Origin of the sequence: Mesorhizobium sp. B2-4-6 (assembly GCF_006442775.1) — a bacterium.
Lineage (GTDB): Bacteria > Pseudomonadota > Alphaproteobacteria > Rhizobiales > Rhizobiaceae > Mesorhizobium.
Genome location: NZ_VFVI01000016.1, coordinates 12,788 through 31,667, shown reverse-complemented (window position 1 = coordinate 31,667; position 18,880 = coordinate 12,788). Strand labels below are relative to the sequence as shown.

The window sequence follows — 18,880 nt, the reverse complement described above, 5'->3', positions numbered from 1 at the left end:
TGTCCGGCCGGAGATCAAGCCATGGCCGAGACCGACAGCAGAAAAACCATCGTGCTCACCGGCGCCAGCCGGGGGATCGGCCATGCGACCGTGAAGCGCTTTTCGCGCGAGGGCTGGCGCGTCATCACCTGCTCGCGCCAGGCTTTCGCCGAGGATTGCCCGTGGCCGGCCGGCCCCGAGGACCACATCAAGGTCGACCTCGCCGACCAGGAGGATGTCGGCATCGCCGTCTCGGAAATCCGCCACCGGCTGGAGGCGCATGGCGGACAGTTGCACGCGCTGGTCAACAATGCCGGCATCTCGCCGAAGCTGAAAGACGGCAGGCGCATGGATTCAATCGAGACGCCGATGCATGTCTGGCGCGACGTGTTCCAAGTCAATTTCTTTGCGCCGATCATGCTGGCCAGAGGCCTGTTCAAGGAGCTCGCCGCCGCCAAAGGCTCGATCGTCAACGTCACCTCGATCGCAGGCACCCGCGTGCATCCTTTCGCCGGCACGGCCTATGCCACATCGAAAGCGGCGCTCGGCTCGCTAACGCGCGAGATGGCGCATGATTTCGGTCCGCACGGCATCCGCGTCAACGCGATCGCGCCGGGCGAGATCGACACCGCGATCCTGTCGCCCGGCACCGACAAGATCGTCGAGACGATCCCGCTGAGAAGGCTTGGTGCCACCTCGGAAGTCGCCGACATCATCTTCTTCCTGTGCTCAGGCCAGGCGTCCTACGTCACCGGCTCGGAAATACACATCAATGGCGGCCAGCACGTGTGAGTCAGGGTTTCGAGCGTTACACAGAAACCAACATCGTTGGGTCGCTCGTCATCTATGAGTGGGCCGCAGAGCTCGATATACGCCGAGCGCGCGACATACTGGATAAGATCGCCGGAATTATCGGCTTAGCACCAGATATCGCAACCGTCGTCGGCGCGAAAACCAGCAAGGACTATCTCTTTCGCAACTTCGTAAAGCGCGATGTGCTCCGAAAGCAGGAATGGCAAGCGCTGAGTTACCTCTGGAAGAGGGGTGTCGATACACTCTCGGATTTTGCAATAGAAATTGCCTGCTCTCCCGAGAGTTTCCGATGCTTCGAAATCCATATCGACAAGGCGGCGGTCACGGATTTCAACGGTACATTCCAGAGGATCACCAGATTGGTTTGCGAGGAGTTGCAACCTGTTTACGGGATCGGTTTGTCGATGCCGTACTTTTGGGGGCCGAGGGCATTTGCGCGAGGGTCGGCATCTTCCCGTTTCGCTACCGTGGACAAGACGGTTTATGGCCCTCCACCTGAAATGAAAGAGCAGTCTTTCGCCTTCGGCCCAATTTTCCGAGCTGAAAGCGCTCGGCGGCAGTTGGACCAAAAAATTCGCGATCTGTTTCCCTTCAATCTGCTGTCAGAAGGCCACCTGAACCGCCAGATCGATGGCAAATACTTGGAAAACTGGATTGAAGAAAATTCATTTGGCGTCTTACGGAAGGTTTCGGCTGTAACATGGCAATGGAACGTTCCGTCGCCCGACGTTCAAAGTATCAGGAAGCGGCTGATAGAAGCCGATCTTACTGTTGTGAAGCGATAGACCGCAGTCGGCTCATCTGGCCATGGTGAGAACGGCCTTGCCGCTGAAGCTGCGCTGCCGCAGCGCGTCCAGGGCCTTGCCGATGTCCGTCCATGGCACGGTCATCGCCACGCGGGTCTCCAGCCGGCCGGCGGCGACCAAGCCAAGCAGCGCGGCGATGTCGGCGCCGATGGCTGAACCGGATGTGTAATAGGCGAAAGTCTGGAGCCTTGCGCCCTCGTGGCCTGGAACGAACTGGCGGAATCCGATCGGCGTGAGCTCGCCGCTGCTCGAGCCGAACATGACGATGGTCCCGCCGGGCGCGATATGCTCGATCGCGTCGGCGAGGCTTTTGCCGCCGACCGACTCGGTGATCAATGAAAATAGTCCCCCGGCCAGTTCGATCGACTCGACGACCTGCCCGGCGCCCAGATCGCGAAGATCATCGTGGTGCCGGGCCGAAGCGACCGCCGTCACCGAAGCGCCTTGCTCGCGGGCGATCTGGATCTGGAAGCGGCCGACCGCGCCGCTCGCGCCGGTGATCAGGACACGCTGGCCGGCGAGATCGCCGCCATGGCGCAAAGTTCTCAGCGCCGTCGTGCCCGCCACCGGGAGCGTGGCTGCGTCGGCGAAGTTGACCACGTCCGGCAGGACGGCAAGGCGGTCGGTCGGAACGGCGACGCGCCCGGCCCAGCCGGCCTCGTCGACCAAGGCGGCAACGCGCGTGCCCGCGGCCGAGCCTGAACCATCGGCCGCCGCGCGCTCGACAATGCCGACGATGTCCTGGCCAGGTATCCAGCCTTCCGGACGTATGCCGAGCAGGCGCAGCTCACCACGATTCAATGATGTTGCATGAACAACCACCAATGCTTCATTCGTATTGCAGCTTGGCTCATCAATTTCAACGAGCTTCAGCCTGTTCGGACTGTCTGAAGAGATAGCGAGAGCAAGCATGGGGCCACCTTGAATAACGCTCGAGCGCCGCGATCGATTGCGACGGAAACAACTCGAAACCTATCGACTTTCGCGGCTGTTGAATTTAGAGATAAAGCTAAATGATCGCTAAAAGACGTCAGATATGAGACAACCGCTCCACTGGCCTTGGCTGGATTTCGACGTCGATGACGTGGCCGCGCCGGCGATCGCCATTGGCGTCGATGTCACGGGGACCAAGGCCGAGGTGCCGGCGCATTGGCATCGCAAAGGGCAGCTCGTCTTCGCGCTCGGCGGCGGCGTCACCTGCCGCGTTCCGAGCGGGCTTTGGATGGTGCCACCGCATTGCGGGGTGTGGGTGCCGAGCCGCATGGAACACAGCAACATCGCGACGGCGAATGCGCGGATTTTCTTCGTTTATATCGAGCCGGGCGCCGCCGACCTGCCGGATCGGTGCTGCACGCTTTCGATCTCGCCGCTACTGCGCGAGCTGATCATCGAGCTATCGGAGTGCGCGCCGGACGAGCCGAGATGCGATTTCCTGGGAAAGGTCCTGCTTGCCGAGCTGCCGCTTATGCCGGTTCAGCAGTTGCACCTGCCGATCTCGGCCGAGCCCCGGTTGCGACGGATCGCCGAAGCGTTGGCGGACGCCCCCGCCGATCGCAGCACCTTGGCCGATTGGGCAGACCGCGTCGCGCTCAGCGAAAGCAGCCTGGCGCGTCTCGTGGTGAAGGAGACGGGCTTAAGTTTCGGGCGCTGGCGCCAGCAACTGCACCTGATCGTGGCGCTCAGGGAACTGTCCGCCGGCGCCAGCGTGCAGCAGGTGTCGGGCGATCTCGGCTACGAATCCGTCACCGCCTTCATCACCATGTTCAAGAAGGCGCTGGGCAAGCCGCCGGCCAAATATCTCAGCGATATCGCGCAAAACGGCGGCTCTGCGTTCGTGGCGTGATGCCAATCAAGCGGGCTGCGGGTTGATCTCCATGGCAGGCCCGGCCCGATCGACGGTCTTGCCGGTCACCACCTCGACGATGCCGCGGGCGATCTCGCGTTCGCCCATGATGACGGTGTCGGCGCCGAGGCCTTTCAGATGCTCGACCTCGGCGTCGGAATGAGCGCGGGCAATGACGTTGATCGCCGGATTGGCGGCCCGCGCCCGAAGCACGACCTGCCCCGCCTCGAAGGCGTTGGGGATGGCGAGGATCAGCCGCTTTGCGCCTTCCGGATTGGCGGCCGAGAAGACGTCCGCATTGGCAGCGTTGCCGGCGACGGTTTCGACGCCGTCGTCCCGCAGCTTCGCCAGCGTCTTGTCGGCATCCTCGATGACCAGGAAGGGCAGGGCGGCTTCCTTCAGCGCCGCGCCCACCAGGCTGCCGACGCGGCCATAGCCGATCAGGATGGAATGGCCGGCAAGCGCCGTTTTCGGCGGCGGGCCGTCTTCCTTGCCCGGGGCCGACACCGAAGCGACCTGGCCGGGCTCGGTCGCCGGGCCGATTGGTCGCTGCTCCACGGCCGGCGCGGAATCCTTGCCGGCACGCTTTTCCAGCCAGGGTTTCATCCAGTCCACGATCAGGAACATCAGCGGATTGAGCAGGATCGACAGGATGGCGCCGGCCAGGATCAGGTCGCGGCCCTGCTCTGGCAACAGTTTCAGGCCGACGCCAAGCTCGGCCAGAATGAAGGAGAATTCGCCGATCTGGGCAAGGCTCGCCGAAATCATCAGCGCGGTGGCGATCGGGTAGCGGAAGACAATGACGATGACGAACGCAGCGATCGACTTGCCGATGACGATGATGGCCAAGGTGGCGAGGATAGGCAGGCCGTTGCTGATCAGGCTGAACGGGTCGAACAGCATGCCGACCGAGACGAAGAACAGCACCGAGAAGGCGTCGCGCAGCGGCAGCGATTCTTCCGCCGCGCGGTGGCTGAGCTCGGATTCGCTCATGATCATGCCGGCGAAGAAGGCACCGAGCGCCAGTGAGACGCCGAACAGCTTCGCCGCGCCGAAGGCGACGCCGAGCGCTATGGCCAGCACGGCGAGCCGGAACAGTTCGCGCGAGCCGGTATGGGCGACGTAGTGCAGGATCCAGGGAATGACCCTGCGGCCGACCACCAGCATGACGACGACGAAGGCGGCGACCTTGGCGAGCGTGATGCCGACCACGCCCCATATGCCATAGCTGGCGGGCAGCGAGAGCAGGCTCGCATGGTCATCGGCCTGCGGCTGGCCGCCAAGCACGCCGGCGAGTGCCGGCAAAAGCACCAGCGCCAGCACCATGGCGAGATCCTCGACGATCAGCCAGCCGACGGCGATGCGGCCGCGTTCGGTCTCGATCAGCCGCCGCTCCTGAAGTGCGCGCAAAAGCACCACTGTCGAGGCGACCGAAAGCGCGAGGCCGAAGACCAGGCCGGCGCCCAGCGACCAACCGAGCAGCCAGGCAAGCCCGGCGCCAAGCAAGGTGGCAAAACCGATCTGCACGATGGCGCCCGGCACCGCAATGGCGCGGACGGACAGAAGGTCCTTCAGCGAAAAATGCAAGCCGACGCCGAACATCAGAAGGATGACGCCGATTTCGGCCAACTCGTTGGCCAAGCTAGCATCGGCCACGAAGCCGGGCGTGTTCGGACCGACCAGGACGCCGGCAACAAGATAGCCGACAAGCGGCGGGATGCGGAACCGGTTGGCTAAAGCACCGAAGACAAAAGCAAGCCCCAGACCGGCGACGATGGTGGCGATAAGAGGCGTGTCATGCGGCATTGTCTATGGAGCGCCTTTCGAAAAATCGCGATGTCGGATGGGCGCCGAGGCCGTCGCCTTCGGCAATATGGTGGACAGAGCGGCGATGATGCAACCACCGCCACGCAGAATCGTAACGGCGCGCGCCGGAAAATCGGCACCGCGCCGCCAAAGAGACGGCTCTTAGACCAATCAGGCTTCGAAACTGCGTTCGTTCCGCCGCTTCATGCCGCCTGAAGCAGGTTCTCGATGTCGGAAATGGTGTGGTTGGTGAGCGTCTTCGGGATTTCCGCCTGTACCTTCTCACCGACCTCCTTGTGCAGTTTCTGGCGCATCTCGCCAAGCACCTGCGGCGGTGCGATCAGCACGACCGCGTCGAACGCGCCACGATGCGCGAGCTTGTAGAGCCGGTCGGCAATCTCGACGGCGAAGCGCTCCTTGCCGAGACGGTGCCAGTCGGTTTCTTCGACGGCGCTGCGGGGACCCTCGTTGCTCTGGCGGCCCGGCTTGTCGCTGCCTTGCTCGCGCGTGGCCGGATTCTCCTGCTCCATCTCCTGCATCACTTCCAAATTCGGGAACTTGCTGTCGCCCTGGTTGCGCAGGAAGAGTGCCTTCTCGCCATCGGCCACGACGACCCATAATCCGTGCTTCAGCTTGATGCTCATCGCGTTCCTCCTTGCTTGCACGATTGCCGATCGATGGAGCTTCGGATCGACAAATGGACTGCTAAGCAAACGAGCCGCGAAGCATGATTGTTCCGATCTGGCGATGGCGCTTCGATCACTCTCAGCCGATGAGGCTGGCGCCGAACAGCCAAGGTAGGCTTTAATCTACTAACTTAGTAGAATTTAGAAAAAACTGTTTTGCGGCTTTCCAGCCAAGGCGCTAAAAATTGCGTCGGATCAAGGCAGTTTCTCATGCCGTTCTGATTGCTTCATTCTCAAAGTAGAATTTTTTTCTCTTGCCCTTCGCGGTTGCGAAAAAGCGATTGCCTGCCGTTCGGCGCCGCGCGAGTGCTTGCCTTCTGGTTTTTGGCGTGGCCGCGTAAAACTGCCAAACTGTTCCAGTATTGTTCATCGCCATGTCGCCAACCAACGCCAAGCTCAATGCCTTTCCCGTTTTCATGCGGGTCAACGGCGAAGCCGTAGCCATTGTCGGCAATGGCGAGGAGGCGCTTGCCAAGGCGCGGCTGCTTTCGCAATCGAGCGCGGTGCTGCGCATCGTTGCCGACAATGCCAGCGACGGCCTGTTGGATTTCATCGCGTCGGCCGGCGCCGTTCATATCAAAACGGCCTATGAGGCCGTGCATCTCCAAGGTGCTGTCCTGGTGTTCGCGGCCAGCGGCCATGAAGCGGTCGACCGCCGCGTCGTCGAGGATGCGCGCCGGCTGGGCATCGCGGTCAACGCCGTCGATCGTCCGGAGCTTTGCGATTTCTTCACACCGGCGCTGGTCAACCGGGCGCCGGTCGCCATCGCCATCGGCACCGAAGGCGCTGGGCCGGTCCTGGCGCAGATGTTGCGCGGGCGTATCGACCGCATGCTGTCGCCGTCGCTCGGCCGGCTGGCGGCGCTTGCCGCGTCGTTCCGCGCCGCCGCCGAGACGCTGCCGAAGGGCAATCGCCGCCGCCGTTTCTGGAGCGATTTCTTCGCCGGCGCGCCGGCCAAGGCCATCGAAGCCGGCGAATTCGCTCAGGCGCATGGCGCGACGCTCGAGCTTTTGGCCCAGGATGCTCCGGTAGAGGGACATATCGCGCTGGTCGGCGCAGGTCCGGGCGCGGAGGACCTTTTGACCTTGCGTGCGCATCGCCTGCTGATGGAAGCCGATGCCATCGTCTACGACGCGCTGGTGCCGGAGGCGATCGTGGCCATGGGCCGCCGCGACGCCGAGCGCCTGCCGGTCGGCAAGCGCAAGGGCTGCCATTCCAAGAGCCAGGCTGAAATCAATGCGCTGCTCATCGAGCTTGGCCGCGCCGGCAAGCACGTGGTGCGGCTGAAGTCCGGCGATCCGCTGGTGTTCGGACGCGCAGGCGAGGAAATGGCAGCACTTCGCGAGGCCGGTATCGCCTATGAAGTGGTTCCGGGCGTCACCGCCGCCTTCGCCGCCGCCGCCGATTTCGAGCTGCCGCTGACGCTGCGCGGCGTTTCGTCATCGATGGTGTTCACCACCGGCCACGATCTCAAGGGCAACTCGCTGCCCGACTGGGCCAAGCTCGCCATCTCGGGTGCGACCGTCGCCGTCTATATGGGGCGTTCGGTCGCGGCCGAGGTTGCCGGCCGACTGATCGAAGCGGGGCTGTCGCCGGACACCGCCGTCGCCGTCGTCGAGAACGCCAGCCTTGGCGAGCGCCGCCGTTTCCACGGCACGCTGGCCGATCTGCCGTCGCTGGAGGAGCGCGTCGACCTTACCGGCCCGGTGATGACCATCATCGGCGACGCGGTCGCCGGCGCCAATTTTGAACAATCCGAGCCGCTCGCGGCACATAAGCGTGAGGGCGCGGCTTTCGCCGTCGCCGAAGGAGTTAAGCAATGAAGGTTCTGACTGCGAACAGGCTCTCCGACGGCATCGCCGTCTGGTACGCCGATGGCGGCTGGGCGGAGACTGTCGGTCATGCCGATGTCGCACATGACAAGGCGGCGGAGGATCGGCTCGAAGCGATCGGCGCCGCTGCCGCCGCCAACAATGAGGTGGTCGACGTCAACCTGATCGACGTCACCGTGGTCGATGGTCTGGTCGAGCCGGTGCGGCTGCGCGAAAAGATCCGCGCCGCGGGCCCGACCATCCGCACCGATCTTGGCAAGCAGGCGGCCCCGGAAGCAATCAGGGCGTAGAGTTTTAGGAAACAGCGGGCGGACGCGCCCGGAAAGACGAAGCATGTACCGTTACGATGAGTTCGACCAAGATTTCGTTCACGCCCGCGTCGCCGAGTTCAGCGATCAGGTGCAGCGCCGGCTTGCCGGCGAGATCACCGAGGATCAGTTCCGGCCGCTCAGGCTGATGAACGGCGTCTATCTGCAGCTGCACGCCTATATGTTGCGCATCGCCGTGCCCTACGGCACGCTGAACAGCCGGCAGTTGCGCATGCTCGGCCACATTGCGCGCAAATACGACAAGGGCTACGGCCATTTCACCACGCGCCAGAACATCCAGTTCAACTGGCCGGCGCTGTCGGACATCCCGGCGATCCTGGCCGATCTGGCGAGCGTCGAGATGCATGCCATCCAGACCAGCGGCAACTGCATCCGCAACGTCACCGCCGATCATTTCGCCGGTGCCGCCGCCGACGAGGTCGCCGATCCGCGTCCCTATGCGGAAATCCTGCGCCAATGGTCTTCTGTGCATCCGGAGTTCTCATTCCTGCCGCGCAAGTTCAAGATCGCCGTGACTGGCGCCGAGCGCGACCGCGCCGCCATCCAGACGCATGACATCGGCTTGCATTTGAAGAAGAACGCGGCCGGCGAACTTGGCTTTGCCGTCTATGTCGGCGGCGGCCAGGGCCGCACGCCGATGGTGGCGAGAAAAATCCGCGACTTCCTGCCGGAAGCCGACCTCCTCTCCTACTGCACGGCGATCCTGCGCGTTTACAACCTCTATGGCCGCCGCGACAACAAGTACAAGGCGCGCATCAAGATCCTTGTGCACGAGACCGGCGTGGAGGAGATCACCCGCCAGATCGAGGCCGAATGGCAGGAGCTGAAGGACGCCGAGCTCAAGCTGCCGGAGGCCGACATTCAGGCCATCAACGCCTATTTCGCGCCGCCCGCACTGACGGATCGGCCCGAAGGCGATGCGCTGGTGAAACAGGCCAGGCTCGATTCCAGGAGCTTTTCGGAATGGCTCGACCAGAATGTCGTGACGCATCGCCATCCCGACTATGCGGCGGTGACGATTTCGCTCAAGGGCATCGGCGAGGTGCCCGGCGACGCCACCGACAGCCAGATGGAAGCGGTGGCCGACATTGCCGAGAAATATGCTTTCGACGAATTGCGCGTCAGCCACGAGCAGAACCTGATCCTGCCGCATGTGGCGCGCGCCGATCTCAAGGCTGTCTATGACGCGCTGGTCGAGATCGACCTGGCGACCGCCAATTCCAACCTGATCAGCGACATCATCTCCTGCCCCGGCCTCGACTATTGCGCACTGGCCACGGCGCGTTCCATTCCCGTGGCACAGGAAATCTCGCGCCGCTTCGCCTCGCTGGAGCGGCAGCGCGAGATCGGCGAGTTGAAGCTGAAGATCTCCGGCTGCATCAACGCCTGCGGTCACCACCATGTCGGCCATATCGGCATCCTGGGGGTGGAGAAGAAGGGCTCCGAGCTCTACCAGGTGACACTCGGCGGCTCGGCCGACGAGAACACCTCGGTCGGCGAGATCATCGGCCGCGGCTTCTCCTCGGAAGAGATCACCGATGCCATCGAGCAGATCGTCGATACCTATCTCGGCCTTCGGCTCAACCCCGACGAACGTTTTATCGACGCCTACCGCCGTGTCGGTCCCGCGCCGTTCAAGGAGGCGCTCTATGCTGGCGAAACCAAGGCCGCTTGACAGGGTAGGCGGCGTCGAGGCCGGGGTTGCCGCGGAAGCGGCCGGGCTGGACGCGCTGCTCGGCCATCTGAAGCCGATCGAGATCATCGAGCGCTCGGTGCGCGAAGCTTTCCGCGGCGAGGTCGCCGCGGTGTCGTCCTTCGGTGCGGATTCCGCCGTGCTTCTGCACATGATCTCGGAGATCGACCGAACCTTGCCGGTGATCTTCCTCGATACCGGAAAGCATTTCGAGGAGACGCTCGGCTATCGCGACGCGCTGGTCGCCGATTTCGGCCTGACCGATATCAGGGTGATCAAGCCGCAGGAGGCCGCGCTCGAACAGGTCGATCCGACCGGCAGGCTGCATGAGACCAACACCGACGCCTGCTGCAATGTGCGCAAGGTCGAGCCGCTGGCGCGGGGCGTCGAGCCGTTCCGCGCCTGGTTCACCGGGCGCAAGCGCTTCCAGGCTTCGACGCGCGCGGCACTGCCCGTCTTCGAGGCGGTCGGCTCGCGCATCCGCATCAATCCGCTGGCGCATTGGACGACCGCCGACCAGGCCGACTACATGCGCGCGCATGCGCTGCGCGAAAATCCGCTGGTCGCCTATGGCTATCTCTCGATCGGCTGCTTCCCCTGCACGCAGCCGGTGCAACCGGGCGAGGATACGCGCAGCGGCCGCTGGGCAGGCCACGCCAAGACCGAGTGCGGCATCCACCTCTCCGGTTTGGAGAAGTCGCTGACCGACGCCTCACTTTAGGGTATATCGCTATTCACGTGACGCCGGTTCGCAAGCGACGGCTTCCGGTTGCTGGCGGTCTGCCGGTTCGCTGGGACAATCTGGAACTTTAGGATTTTTGATGACTGGATCGACGAAAGCGGGGATCCGCCTCTGGACCCCGGACGGTTTTCGCGAGGACGAGTGGACCCACGCCGAAGGCGCCGAGGCGCTTGCCGGCAATGGCCGCTTCATCCTGCCGCTGCAGGCCTTTCTCGGGCTCGACGACGAGGTCCGCAAGTCGGCGCGCGAGCGCATCGGCGTCCTGCTGCAGCCGGGCGACGAGCTCGACAAGATCACCGGCCTGCTGGACCAGTTGTCGCTGGTGGCGCTTGCCTTCCCGGCCTTCAATGACGGCCGCTCCTTTTCCAAGGGCGAATTGCTGCGGGCCCGGCATAACTTCAAGGGCGCGGTGCGCGCCACTGGGCAAGTTCTGGTCGACCAGTTGCCGCACATGCTGCGGCTCGGCTTCGACGAGTTCGAGGTCTCCAATCCGGTGCTGTTGAAGCGTCTTGAGGAAGGCCGGACCGGTGGCCTGCCGGTGTACTATCAGCCGGCCGTGGAACAGGAGCCCAAAGGGCCGAAATATTCTTGGCGGCGCAAGCGGCCCAGCTGATCGAGACTTGTGCAGCAAGCTGGATCATCCTGGTCCGACCACCGTTGCGTATTTTGTCGGCCAAATCTGCTCAAGACAGGCCTGGAACGCAACCTGTATTATTCTGGTCAGACCACATTGGCGATTCAGGCTTCCTCTTTGGCTGGCCTGCCCTTAGGATAGGTTCATTATTTCGAGCCGCGAAATAATAGTCAGCTAAGGGAGGAAGCAACATGGCAGGCAAGAAAATATTGATGCTCGTTGGCGAGTTCAGCGAGGAGTACGAGATTTTCGTCTTCGAACAGGCCATGCACGCGGTCGGCCATACCGTCCATGTCGTGTGCCCGGACAAGAAGGCCGGCGACGTGCTCAAGACCTCATTGCACGATTTCGAGGGCCACCAGACCTATACCGAAAAACTCGGCCACGACTACATCCTCAACAAGACCTTCGCCGAGGTGAACCCCGCCGACTACGACGCGGTCTACGCGGCAGGCGGGCGGGGGCCGGAATATATCCGTATCGACAAGCGCGTGCAGGCGCTGGTCAGGCATTTCCATGAGACCGGCAAGCCGATCTTCACCATCTGCCATGGCGCGCAGATCCTGATCGCGGTCGACGGCGTGGTGCGCGGCAAGGAAGTGGCGGCGCTGCATTATTGCGAGCCGGAAGTGACGCTTGCCGGCGGCATCTATATCGATGTCGCGCCGACCGGCGCGCATGTCGACGGCAATCTGGTTTCAGCCAAGGGGTGGCCTGGCCTTGCCGCTTTCATGCGCGAATGCCTGAAAGTGCTCGGCACCGAGATCCGCCATGGCGAAGCGCTGATGCGTGACGACCGGAAGGCGGCTTGAATCGTCAGTCGCGGCGCGCGGCTACTGACGCCGCCCGCCGCCTACATTCCTGGCCTCTGCGCCGCCGAGGCGGTCAAGTAGGTCGCTCAGTTGCCGGGGCATTTCCTTTTCCAGGCGAAATACGGGCAAGGTGCGCAGAAAGCGCTTGGTCGCTTCGCTGCCCGCCTGCCGCCTGATATCGTTGGCCAATTCGGCGCGCCTGTTGCCTTTGTTGCGGTTCATAGCCCCAAAATCCTGTGTTGGCTTCGAAACTCCTCCAGCCCGCTTATGGTTCCCGCAACGGCATTTGAGGGCAAGCAAAGCCGCGTGATACGGTAAAATTTGAATTAATTTGGAATGACGGCCCGACATCGGCCGCCAGCGCTTACCCCTTGATTTTTCGCTTCCAAACCTCGATATCGGGCGCAAATCCTGACCAATCCGAATGACGGGAAACGCGATGAGCGACCAGGCAAAAGACGAACGCACGCCCGAAGATATGGAAGCCACCCAGGCTTCCGGCGAGCGCGCGGAAGGTGGCGTCGACGGCGACTACGAAGCGCTGGTGCGGCTGCTGAAGGAAAACGAGGAACTGAAGGACCGCGCGCTGCGCACGGCGGCCGAAATGGAGAATTTGCGGCGGCGCACCGCGCGCGACGTGCAGGACGCCCGCACCTATGCCGTCGCCAATTTCGCGCGCGACATGCTGTCGGTATCCGACAATCTGCGCCGCGCGCTGGATGCGATCCCCGCCGAGGCGAAGGCTGGCGGCGACGCCGGCTTCAAGTCACTGATCGAAGGCGTCGACCTTACCGAGCGCGCCATGCTTTCGGCACTGGAACGCCATGGCGTGAAGAAACTCGCGCCCGAAGGCGAGAAGTTCGATCCGAACTTCCATCAGGCGATGTTCGAGGTGCCCAATCCGGAGGTTCCGGCCGGCACCGTCGTCCAGGTGGTTCAGCCGGGCTATTCGATCGGCGAGCGCGTGCTGCGGCCGGCGATGGTCGGTGTCGCCAAGGGCGGCCCGAAGACCGCCGCCGAGGCCAAGGTCGAGCCGGGTCCGGTGAACGAGCAGGCCGAGAAGGATGCTTGAATAGTGAGTAGTGAGTAGTGAGTAGCAGCGATCTTTGAGCGTCACGCCGGCCAAGTGGCGCAGTTGCCATTCACTACTTACTACTTCACTACTCACTCTATGAACCCCATCGCGTTGCTCGACTATGCCGGCGTCGCCGTCTTCGCGGCGACGGGCGCGCTTGCGGCGTCGCGCAAAGAGCTCGACATCATCGGCTTCCTGTTCCTGGCCAGCGTCACCGGAATCGGCGGTGGGACGCTGCGCGACGTCATCCTCAACCTGCCGGTGTTCTGGGTCGCCAACAGCGGATATGTGCTGATCTGCGCCGTGGTCGCGGTGCTGGTCTTCTTCAGCGCCCACCGGTTCGAATCCCGCTACAAATTGCTGCTCTGGCTCGATGCCATCGGACTTGCCGCTTTTTCGGTGATGGGCGCGGCCAAGGGGCTGGCGATCACCGGCTCGCCCGTCGTGTCGGTCATCACGGGCGTGCTGACAGCGACCTTCGGCGGCATTTTGCGCGACCTGCTGGCCGGCGAGCCGTCGGTTCTGCTCAGGCCCGAGATCTATGTCACGGCCGCCCTTGCCGGCGCCACCATCTTCACCCTTGGCGATCTTGCCGGCCTGCCTGCGCTGGCGTCCAGCCTGCTCGGCTTCGCGGGCGCATTCATGGTGCGCGGCGGGGCGCTTAAATTCGGCTGGTCGTTTCCGGCCTATAAGAGCCGGCCGGGGCGAAGGCCGGAGGATATTCCGTGAGGGAGTAGGGGTTAGTGAGTAGTCAGTAGTCAGTAGTCAGTAGTCAGTAGTGACAAAGCTCGAGCGATGGTGTCCATGACTACCCACTACTCACTAGAATCACGCCGCGAAGCGCTGGCCTTCGCCGCCATAGTAGTTGACGTAGCGGGCGCCGATCTCCTTGACCGGCATGACGACGAAGACGTCGACGGTCGAGAATTCGTGGTCGATGACGCAGCCGTCGCCGATGCGGGCGCCGACGCGCAGGTAGCCCTTGACCAGCGGCGGCATGGCGGCGATCGCCGCCTTGGTGTTCACCGCCTCGATCGGCATCAGGTCCATGGAGCAGTAGCGTCCCGGAACCGCGCGGACATCCCAGGCGGAGTCGGTGCGGCAATGATGAGCGAGATAGGTCAGCGCCTCGGCATGCGCCGCCGGCACGATGCCATGGAAGGAGGCGCAGCCGGTCATCACGCCGATGCCGTAATGGTTGATATAGGCCCAGATGCCTTGCCAGAGCGCCTCGATGGTGCGCTTTGAGCGGTATTCCGGCAGAACGCAGGAACGACCGAGCTCGAGGAAGCGCTGGCCGGGATGCCGCGCGATCAGCTTGGTGAGCTCAAATTCGCCTTCGGAATAGAAGCCGCCGGCGGCCGTGGCGATCTCCTGCCGCAGCAAGCGGTAGGTGCCGACGATGCGGCGATGCTCGGGACCGGGCAGGGAGGTATCGGACACAAGAAGGTGATCGCAGAGCGGGTCGAAACGGTCGGCGTCGCGCCGGTCCTGCGCCTGGAACAGGTCCTTCCTCGCGCCGAGCTCGTCGTAGAATACCCGATAGCGCACTTCCTGGGCGGCGGCGATTTCGGCCTCGTTGCGGGCGAGCCGCACTTCGAGATTGCCGATGCGGCCCAGCGGAGCACCGCTTGCGACGGCGTCGGCGGTACGGGCGGCGAGCAGGGCGCCGCCGGCATTCGGCCGAGTGTCACATTCAGGCACGACTGTATGCACGAGTGATTCTCCTTCGAGCCATCCCTCTTGGCACGGGGATACGGTGTAGGTGCAACAGGATTGTGACAGTACCGTGATACGACGTGGCGGGCAATACTTTGTCGGCTGGGCAATACCCTCAACCGGCTATCTTGTGATCGCGAAAGCCAGGCAAGCCAAGGCGTTCAAGGGTTAAAAATTTCCTCAGGCGGCAACCTGGCCCTCGACTGCCTGGACGAGCGCGTCCGGGTCGAGCGGCTTGGTCACGAACCCGCTGGCGCCATGGGCGAGCACGGCATGCCGGGTCTTTTCCTGGCTGTCGGCCGAAAGCACCATGATCGGGATCGGCGGCATTGCCAGGGACTCTTCATGACGGCGGATGGCGGCGATCGCGTCCAGCCCGTCCATGACAGGCATATGCAGGTCCATCAGCACCACATCGAAGCGGAACTTGAGGCCGGCATCGGTAACGGCATCGACCGCGGCCTTGCCGTTGCCGACGATCTTGACGCGATGCCCGGCCTTCAGCAACGTGGCACGGGCGAGCATGGCGTTGATGTCATTGTCTTCCGCGATCAGCACCGACAGGCCCTGGTCGCGCTTGCGCACCGAGGGCGCCCCGCGCGGCTCCGGCCGCGGCTGGGCGAGCGTGGAGCCATGGCTGGTCAACAGCACGCGCAGCAGGGTCTCGCCGCGCACCGGCCTGGCGAGGAAGGTGGCGTAGCCGCTGGCGCGGAATTCGCCGAGCATGCCGCGATCGGTCGGCGCGATCAGCGTGACGGCCTCGCAGTCGGCGAAGCCCGAGTCGCGCAACCGCTTGAGCAACCTGCCGTCGCTGTTTTCGAGCGCGGCGTCGATCAGGAGCACGTTGCAGCCGGCAGCGAAGGGGGCGGCCTGGCTTGGTGTCGCCGCGATCTCGACGATGCCGCCATGGGCCATGATCGTGCGGGCGATGGCATCGGCCTCGATGGCGTTTTTCGACAATATCACCGCCCGCCGGTCGGCAAGGATGTTGTGGCGATGCGGCGGCGGCTCGGTCGCGGCGACTGCCGGAAGCTCAAGGACGAATTCGGACCCTTCGCCGAGCCGGCTCGAAACCGAGATCGCGCCGCCCATCGCCGTCGCCAGGCGCTTCGAGATGGCAAGACCGAGACCCGCGCCGCCATGCACCCTGGTCGAGGTGCCGTCGGACTGCTCGAATTCCTCGAAGATGCGCTCCATGTCCTCTTCGCGCAGGCCCGGGCCGCTGTCGGCGACGGTGAAGCAGATGCGGTCCGTGGTTTCGGTGCGGGCGCGCGCCACGGTGAGCAGCACGCCGCCTGTGTCGGTGAACTTCACCGCATTGCCGATGAGGTTGAGCAGCACCTGGCGCACGCGGCCGGGATCGGCGGTGATCATCTGCGGCACGTCGGGCTCGACATGGCAGCCGAGGCCGATGTTCTTGGCGAAGGCCTTCGCGGCCAGAAGCTCGATGATGTTGTCGGCGATCTCGCGCAGCGAGGTCGGCTGCGGCTCGGGCTCGAAGCGGCCCGCCTCGATCTTGGAATAGTCGAGCAGGTCCTCGATGAGCGCGAGCAGCGCGCTGGCCGAGGTGGAAACGGCGCCGACATAGGTGCGCTGCTCGGGCGAGAGGTCGGTGTCGGCAAGCAACTTCGCCATGCCCATGATGCCGTTCATCGGCGTGCGAATTTCATGGCTGACGGTGGCCAGGAAGCGCGATTTGGCCAGGCTGGCGTATTCGGCCCGTTCGCGCGCGGTGATCAGTGAGGATTCGGCGCGCTTGCGGGCTGTGATGTCGCGGGCGATCGCGCGGTGCGAGACCGCGCCCGTGTCCTTGTCGCGCACCGACAATTCGATCCAGGAGAACCAGCGCGGTCCGTTCGGTGTGCGGATCGCGACATCGGTGGAACTCAGGCATTCATGATCGGAGAAGGCGGCATCGGGGACGATGCCGACATCGATGCCAAGCTCGGACAAGGTCTTGCCGGCGAGATCGCGCGGGTCGGTCTCGACAAGCGAGGCAAAGACGCTGTTGGCATAGACGATATGGCCGTCGCGATCGCGGTGGACGACGAGGTCGCCAAGCGCGTCGATCAGGCCGCGGAAGCGTTCCTCGCTCTCCTGCATCTCCCACATGCGATCGGCGAGAGTCTCGATCTCGGCGCGGCTGCGGGCGGCGGTCTCGTCGAGAAGCGCTGCGGTGCGCCGCTCGTCGCGACGGCTGCGCAGATGCATGGCAAGGCCGGCAAGCGCGGCGGCGGCAAGGCCGATTGTGACGATGAGCGGCGCGCCGGTAAGATGCGCCAGCCCCGCCATGACGGCGATGGCGACGATCGTCAGGAACGGCAAGCCTTCGTGGCTGGCCGCAGGCAATTCAGGGGCCAGCGGCGGCGCGACGAGCATCTGCCGCTTCGGCGCATCGGGTATGAGCCTGTCAGCGTCCGCGGCTTTGCTGTTCTGTCTGATGTCGGAGTCCGCGACCATGCGCAGACCATGCCAGACAGAAATTATGGAAGACTGGGACGGATCGTTCGAATTTTACCGATTGCGCGGATTCTAACCACCGCATGCGCGGGCGAAACCGCCATTTCCAACTACATATCGACGACGACGCGGCCCCTTATCTTGCCTTCGACGATGTCGCGCGCGGCGGCGACAATGCCGTCGAAACCGATCGTGCGCGACAATGTCGACAGCTTCTTCAAGTCGAGATCGGTGCCGATGCGGCGCCATGCCTCCAGGCGGACCGCTTTCGGCGCCATCACCGAATCGATGCCCAGCAGCGAGACGCCACGCAGGATGAAGGGCGCGACGCTTCCCGGCAGGTCCATGCCGCCGGCCAGACCGCAAGCGGCGATCGCGCCGCCATAGGAGGTCATCGACAGCGCATTGGCCAAGGTATGGCTGCCGACCGAGTCGACGCCGCCCGCCCAGCGCTCCTTGGCAAGCGGCTTCGCCGGCTGGCTGAGCTCCTCGCGCGAGATCACCTCGGCTGCGCCGAGGTCGATCAGATAGGGGCTTTCGGCGTTGCGGCCGGTCGAGGCGATGACATGGTAGCCGAGGCTCGACAGGATCGAGATGGCGACCGAGCCGACGCCGCCGGCGGCGCCCGTCACCACCACCGGGCCGCGGTCCGGCACGATGCCGTGCCGTTCCAGCGCCATGACGGAGAGCATTGTCGTGTAGCCCGCCGTGCCGACGGCCATCGCATCATGCGCGCTCATGCCCTCGGGCAGCGGCACCAGCCAGTCGCCCTTGACGCGCGCGCGGCCGGCATAGGCGCCGTAATGCGTCTCGCCGACACCCCAGCCGTTAAGGATCACCTTGTCACCCTTGCGCCAGTCGACATGCGAGGAGGAGATCACGGTGCCGGCGAAATCAATGCCTGGAACCAGCGGCCAGCGTCGCACGACCGGCGCCTTGCCGGTGATGGCGAGGCCGTCCTTATAGTTCACCGTCGTCGCCTCGACGGCGACGGTGACATCGCCTTCCATCAGGTCGGCCTCGGTGAGGTCGACGACATCGACGGACTGCTTCTTTTCCGCATCGCGCGAAACGCGGATGGCTTTGAAGGTATCCGACATTTTTTTCTCCTCGGTTCTGGCTGTTGAGAAGTCTGCGGTTTCACCCGCGTGAGGTCAATTGCCCGGATCCTGCGGCTTGGCCTCGCGGCCCCAGCCGATCAGCTCGTCGAAGACGACAAGCGCGGCGCCGACCGAGATGAAGGCATCGGCGAGATTGAACACCGCGAAGGACCAGACGGGCGTGTGGAACAGGATGTAGTCGATGACGTGGCCGTAGACGGCGCGGTCGATGAGGTTGCCGAGCGCGCCGCCGATGATGAGCGCAAAGCCGATACGGGCGACGACATGACCGGCCGGCGTGCGCGTGGCGAGGTAGAGCACGAAGGCGACGACGAGCACGGCGATGACCACCAGGCCGGTATCGCCGAAGGACTGGAACATCGAGAAGGCGATGCCGGTGTTGTAGGTGCGGAACAGCGCCAGGAACGGCAGGAGATCGACCTTCTCCTGAAAGGCGAGACCGTTCTCGACCAGTTGCTTGATCCACTGGTCGAGCGCAATGGCGATGACGACCAGCACGACGTAAGGGGACCAGGATTTCACTTAGCAGT

At 63.9% G+C, this 18,880-nt stretch carries 19 protein-coding genes; 11 read left to right on the top strand and 8 right to left on the bottom strand.

The annotated features are described in order from the left end of the window. The first annotated feature begins 21 nt into the window (after window positions 1-21). Both FJ957_RS28445 and FJ957_RS28440 read left to right on the top strand, forming a co-directional pair. Window positions 22-771 (top strand): SDR family oxidoreductase, encoded by a 750-nt coding sequence (locus FJ957_RS28445; RefSeq protein WP_140644591.1) that lies wholly within the window; start codon window positions 22-24, stop codon window positions 769-771. Next, a complete protein-coding gene (locus FJ957_RS28440; RefSeq protein ID WP_140836134.1) occupies window positions 768-1,577 on the top strand; it encodes a hypothetical protein in 810 nt (269 codons plus the stop codon). Before FJ957_RS28445 ends, FJ957_RS28440 begins: the two co-directional genes overlap by 4 nt. Before the next feature lie 12 nt (window positions 1,578-1,589). Here the strand turns inward: FJ957_RS28440 and FJ957_RS28435 are convergent, their stop codons facing one another. Then, on the bottom strand, window positions 1,590-2,510 hold the full coding sequence (locus tag FJ957_RS28435) for a zinc-binding dehydrogenase (RefSeq protein ID WP_140836133.1): 921 nt from the start codon (window positions 2,508-2,510) through the stop codon (window positions 1,590-1,592). A 124-nt stretch (window positions 2,511-2,634) separates the two neighbouring features. Here FJ957_RS28435 and FJ957_RS28430 point away from each other — a divergent pair, with 124 nt between their 5' ends. Further along, complete coding sequence (locus FJ957_RS28430; protein ID WP_140836132.1) at window positions 2,635-3,441, top strand: helix-turn-helix transcriptional regulator; 807 nt, start codon at window positions 2,635-2,637, stop codon at window positions 3,439-3,441. A gap of 6 nt (window positions 3,442-3,447) precedes the next feature. Here the strand turns inward: FJ957_RS28430 and ybaL are convergent, their stop codons facing one another. Together ybaL and FJ957_RS28420 are read right to left on the bottom strand one after the other, a co-directional pair. After that, the gene (gene ybaL / locus FJ957_RS28425) at window positions 3,448-5,247 is read right to left on the bottom strand and encodes a YbaL family putative K(+) efflux transporter (RefSeq protein WP_181180748.1); all 1,800 of its coding nucleotides are present in this window, start codon (window positions 5,245-5,247) and stop codon (window positions 3,448-3,450) included. A 203-nt stretch (window positions 5,248-5,450) separates the two neighbouring features. After that, window positions 5,451-5,891, bottom strand: a complete 441-nt coding sequence (locus FJ957_RS28420) for a host attachment family protein (RefSeq protein ID WP_140836131.1) — start codon at window positions 5,889-5,891, stop codon at window positions 5,451-5,453. A gap of 416 nt (window positions 5,892-6,307) precedes the next feature. Between FJ957_RS28420 and cysG the strand changes: the two genes are divergently transcribed. From cysG to FJ957_RS28390, 6 genes are all read left to right on the top strand, one after another. After that, window positions 6,308-7,756: a siroheme synthase CysG gene (gene cysG, locus FJ957_RS28415; RefSeq protein ID WP_140836130.1), complete on the top strand. Its 1,449-nt coding sequence runs from the start codon at window positions 6,308-6,310 to the stop codon at window positions 7,754-7,756. Then, window positions 7,753-8,055 (top strand): DUF2849 domain-containing protein, encoded by a 303-nt coding sequence (locus FJ957_RS28410; protein WP_140836129.1) that lies wholly within the window; start codon window positions 7,753-7,755, stop codon window positions 8,053-8,055. The genes cysG and FJ957_RS28410 overlap by 4 nt, the downstream gene beginning before the upstream one ends. A 43-nt stretch (window positions 8,056-8,098) precedes the next feature. Further along, complete coding sequence (locus FJ957_RS28405) at window positions 8,099-9,769, top strand: nitrite/sulfite reductase (RefSeq protein ID WP_140836128.1); 1,671 nt, start codon at window positions 8,099-8,101, stop codon at window positions 9,767-9,769. Next, on the top strand, window positions 9,744-10,508 hold the full coding sequence (locus FJ957_RS28400) for a phosphoadenylyl-sulfate reductase (RefSeq protein ID WP_140836127.1): 765 nt from the start codon (window positions 9,744-9,746) through the stop codon (window positions 10,506-10,508). The genes FJ957_RS28405 and FJ957_RS28400 overlap by 26 nt, the downstream gene beginning before the upstream one ends. A gap of 100 nt (window positions 10,509-10,608) precedes the next feature. Continuing rightward, complete coding sequence (locus tag FJ957_RS28395) at window positions 10,609-11,142, top strand: DUF934 domain-containing protein (RefSeq protein WP_140836126.1); 534 nt, start codon at window positions 10,609-10,611, stop codon at window positions 11,140-11,142. Between the two features lie 212 nt (window positions 11,143-11,354). Continuing rightward, on the top strand, window positions 11,355-11,975 hold the full coding sequence (locus tag FJ957_RS28390) for a DJ-1/PfpI family protein (protein ID WP_140644581.1): 621 nt from the start codon (window positions 11,355-11,357) through the stop codon (window positions 11,973-11,975). A 21-nt stretch (window positions 11,976-11,996) separates the two neighbouring features. On the opposite strand, the gene FJ957_RS28385 is transcribed toward FJ957_RS28390, so the two are convergent. Further along, window positions 11,997-12,197, bottom strand: coding sequence for a hypothetical protein (locus FJ957_RS28385; RefSeq protein ID WP_140836125.1), 201 nt, complete (start codon window positions 12,195-12,197; stop codon window positions 11,997-11,999). A 217-nt stretch (window positions 12,198-12,414) separates the two neighbouring features. Between FJ957_RS28385 and grpE the strand changes: the two genes are divergently transcribed. Continuing rightward, window positions 12,415-13,047 (top strand): nucleotide exchange factor GrpE, encoded by a 633-nt coding sequence (gene grpE / locus FJ957_RS28380; protein ID WP_140836124.1) that lies wholly within the window; start codon window positions 12,415-12,417, stop codon window positions 13,045-13,047. 99 nt (window positions 13,048-13,146) lie between these two features. Continuing rightward, window positions 13,147-13,779: a trimeric intracellular cation channel family protein gene (locus FJ957_RS28375; RefSeq protein ID WP_140836188.1), complete on the top strand. Its 633-nt coding sequence runs from the start codon at window positions 13,147-13,149 to the stop codon at window positions 13,777-13,779. Between the two features lie 99 nt (window positions 13,780-13,878). Here the strand turns inward: FJ957_RS28375 and FJ957_RS28370 are convergent, their stop codons facing one another. The 4 genes from FJ957_RS28370 to lspA all read right to left on the bottom strand — a co-directional run bounded on the left by FJ957_RS28370 (window position 13,879) and on the right by lspA (window position 18,872). Next, a complete protein-coding gene (locus FJ957_RS28370) occupies window positions 13,879-14,766 on the bottom strand; it encodes a GNAT family N-acetyltransferase (protein WP_140644577.1) in 888 nt (295 codons plus the stop codon). 183 nt (window positions 14,767-14,949) lie between these two features. Then, window positions 14,950-17,229 carry a PAS domain-containing hybrid sensor histidine kinase/response regulator gene (locus tag FJ957_RS28365; RefSeq protein WP_140836123.1) on the bottom strand — a complete coding sequence of 760 codons (2,280 nt, stop codon included), beginning with the start codon at window positions 17,227-17,229 and terminating at the stop codon, window positions 14,950-14,952. Window positions 17,230-17,339: 110 nt separating this feature from the next. Then, a complete protein-coding gene (locus tag FJ957_RS28360; protein WP_140836122.1) occupies window positions 17,340-18,329 on the bottom strand; it encodes an MDR family oxidoreductase in 990 nt (329 codons plus the stop codon). A gap of 54 nt (window positions 18,330-18,383) precedes the next feature. Beyond that, complete coding sequence (gene lspA, locus FJ957_RS28355) at window positions 18,384-18,872, bottom strand: signal peptidase II (protein WP_140836121.1); 489 nt, start codon at window positions 18,870-18,872, stop codon at window positions 18,384-18,386. Window positions 18,873-18,880 lie beyond the last annotated feature (8 nt).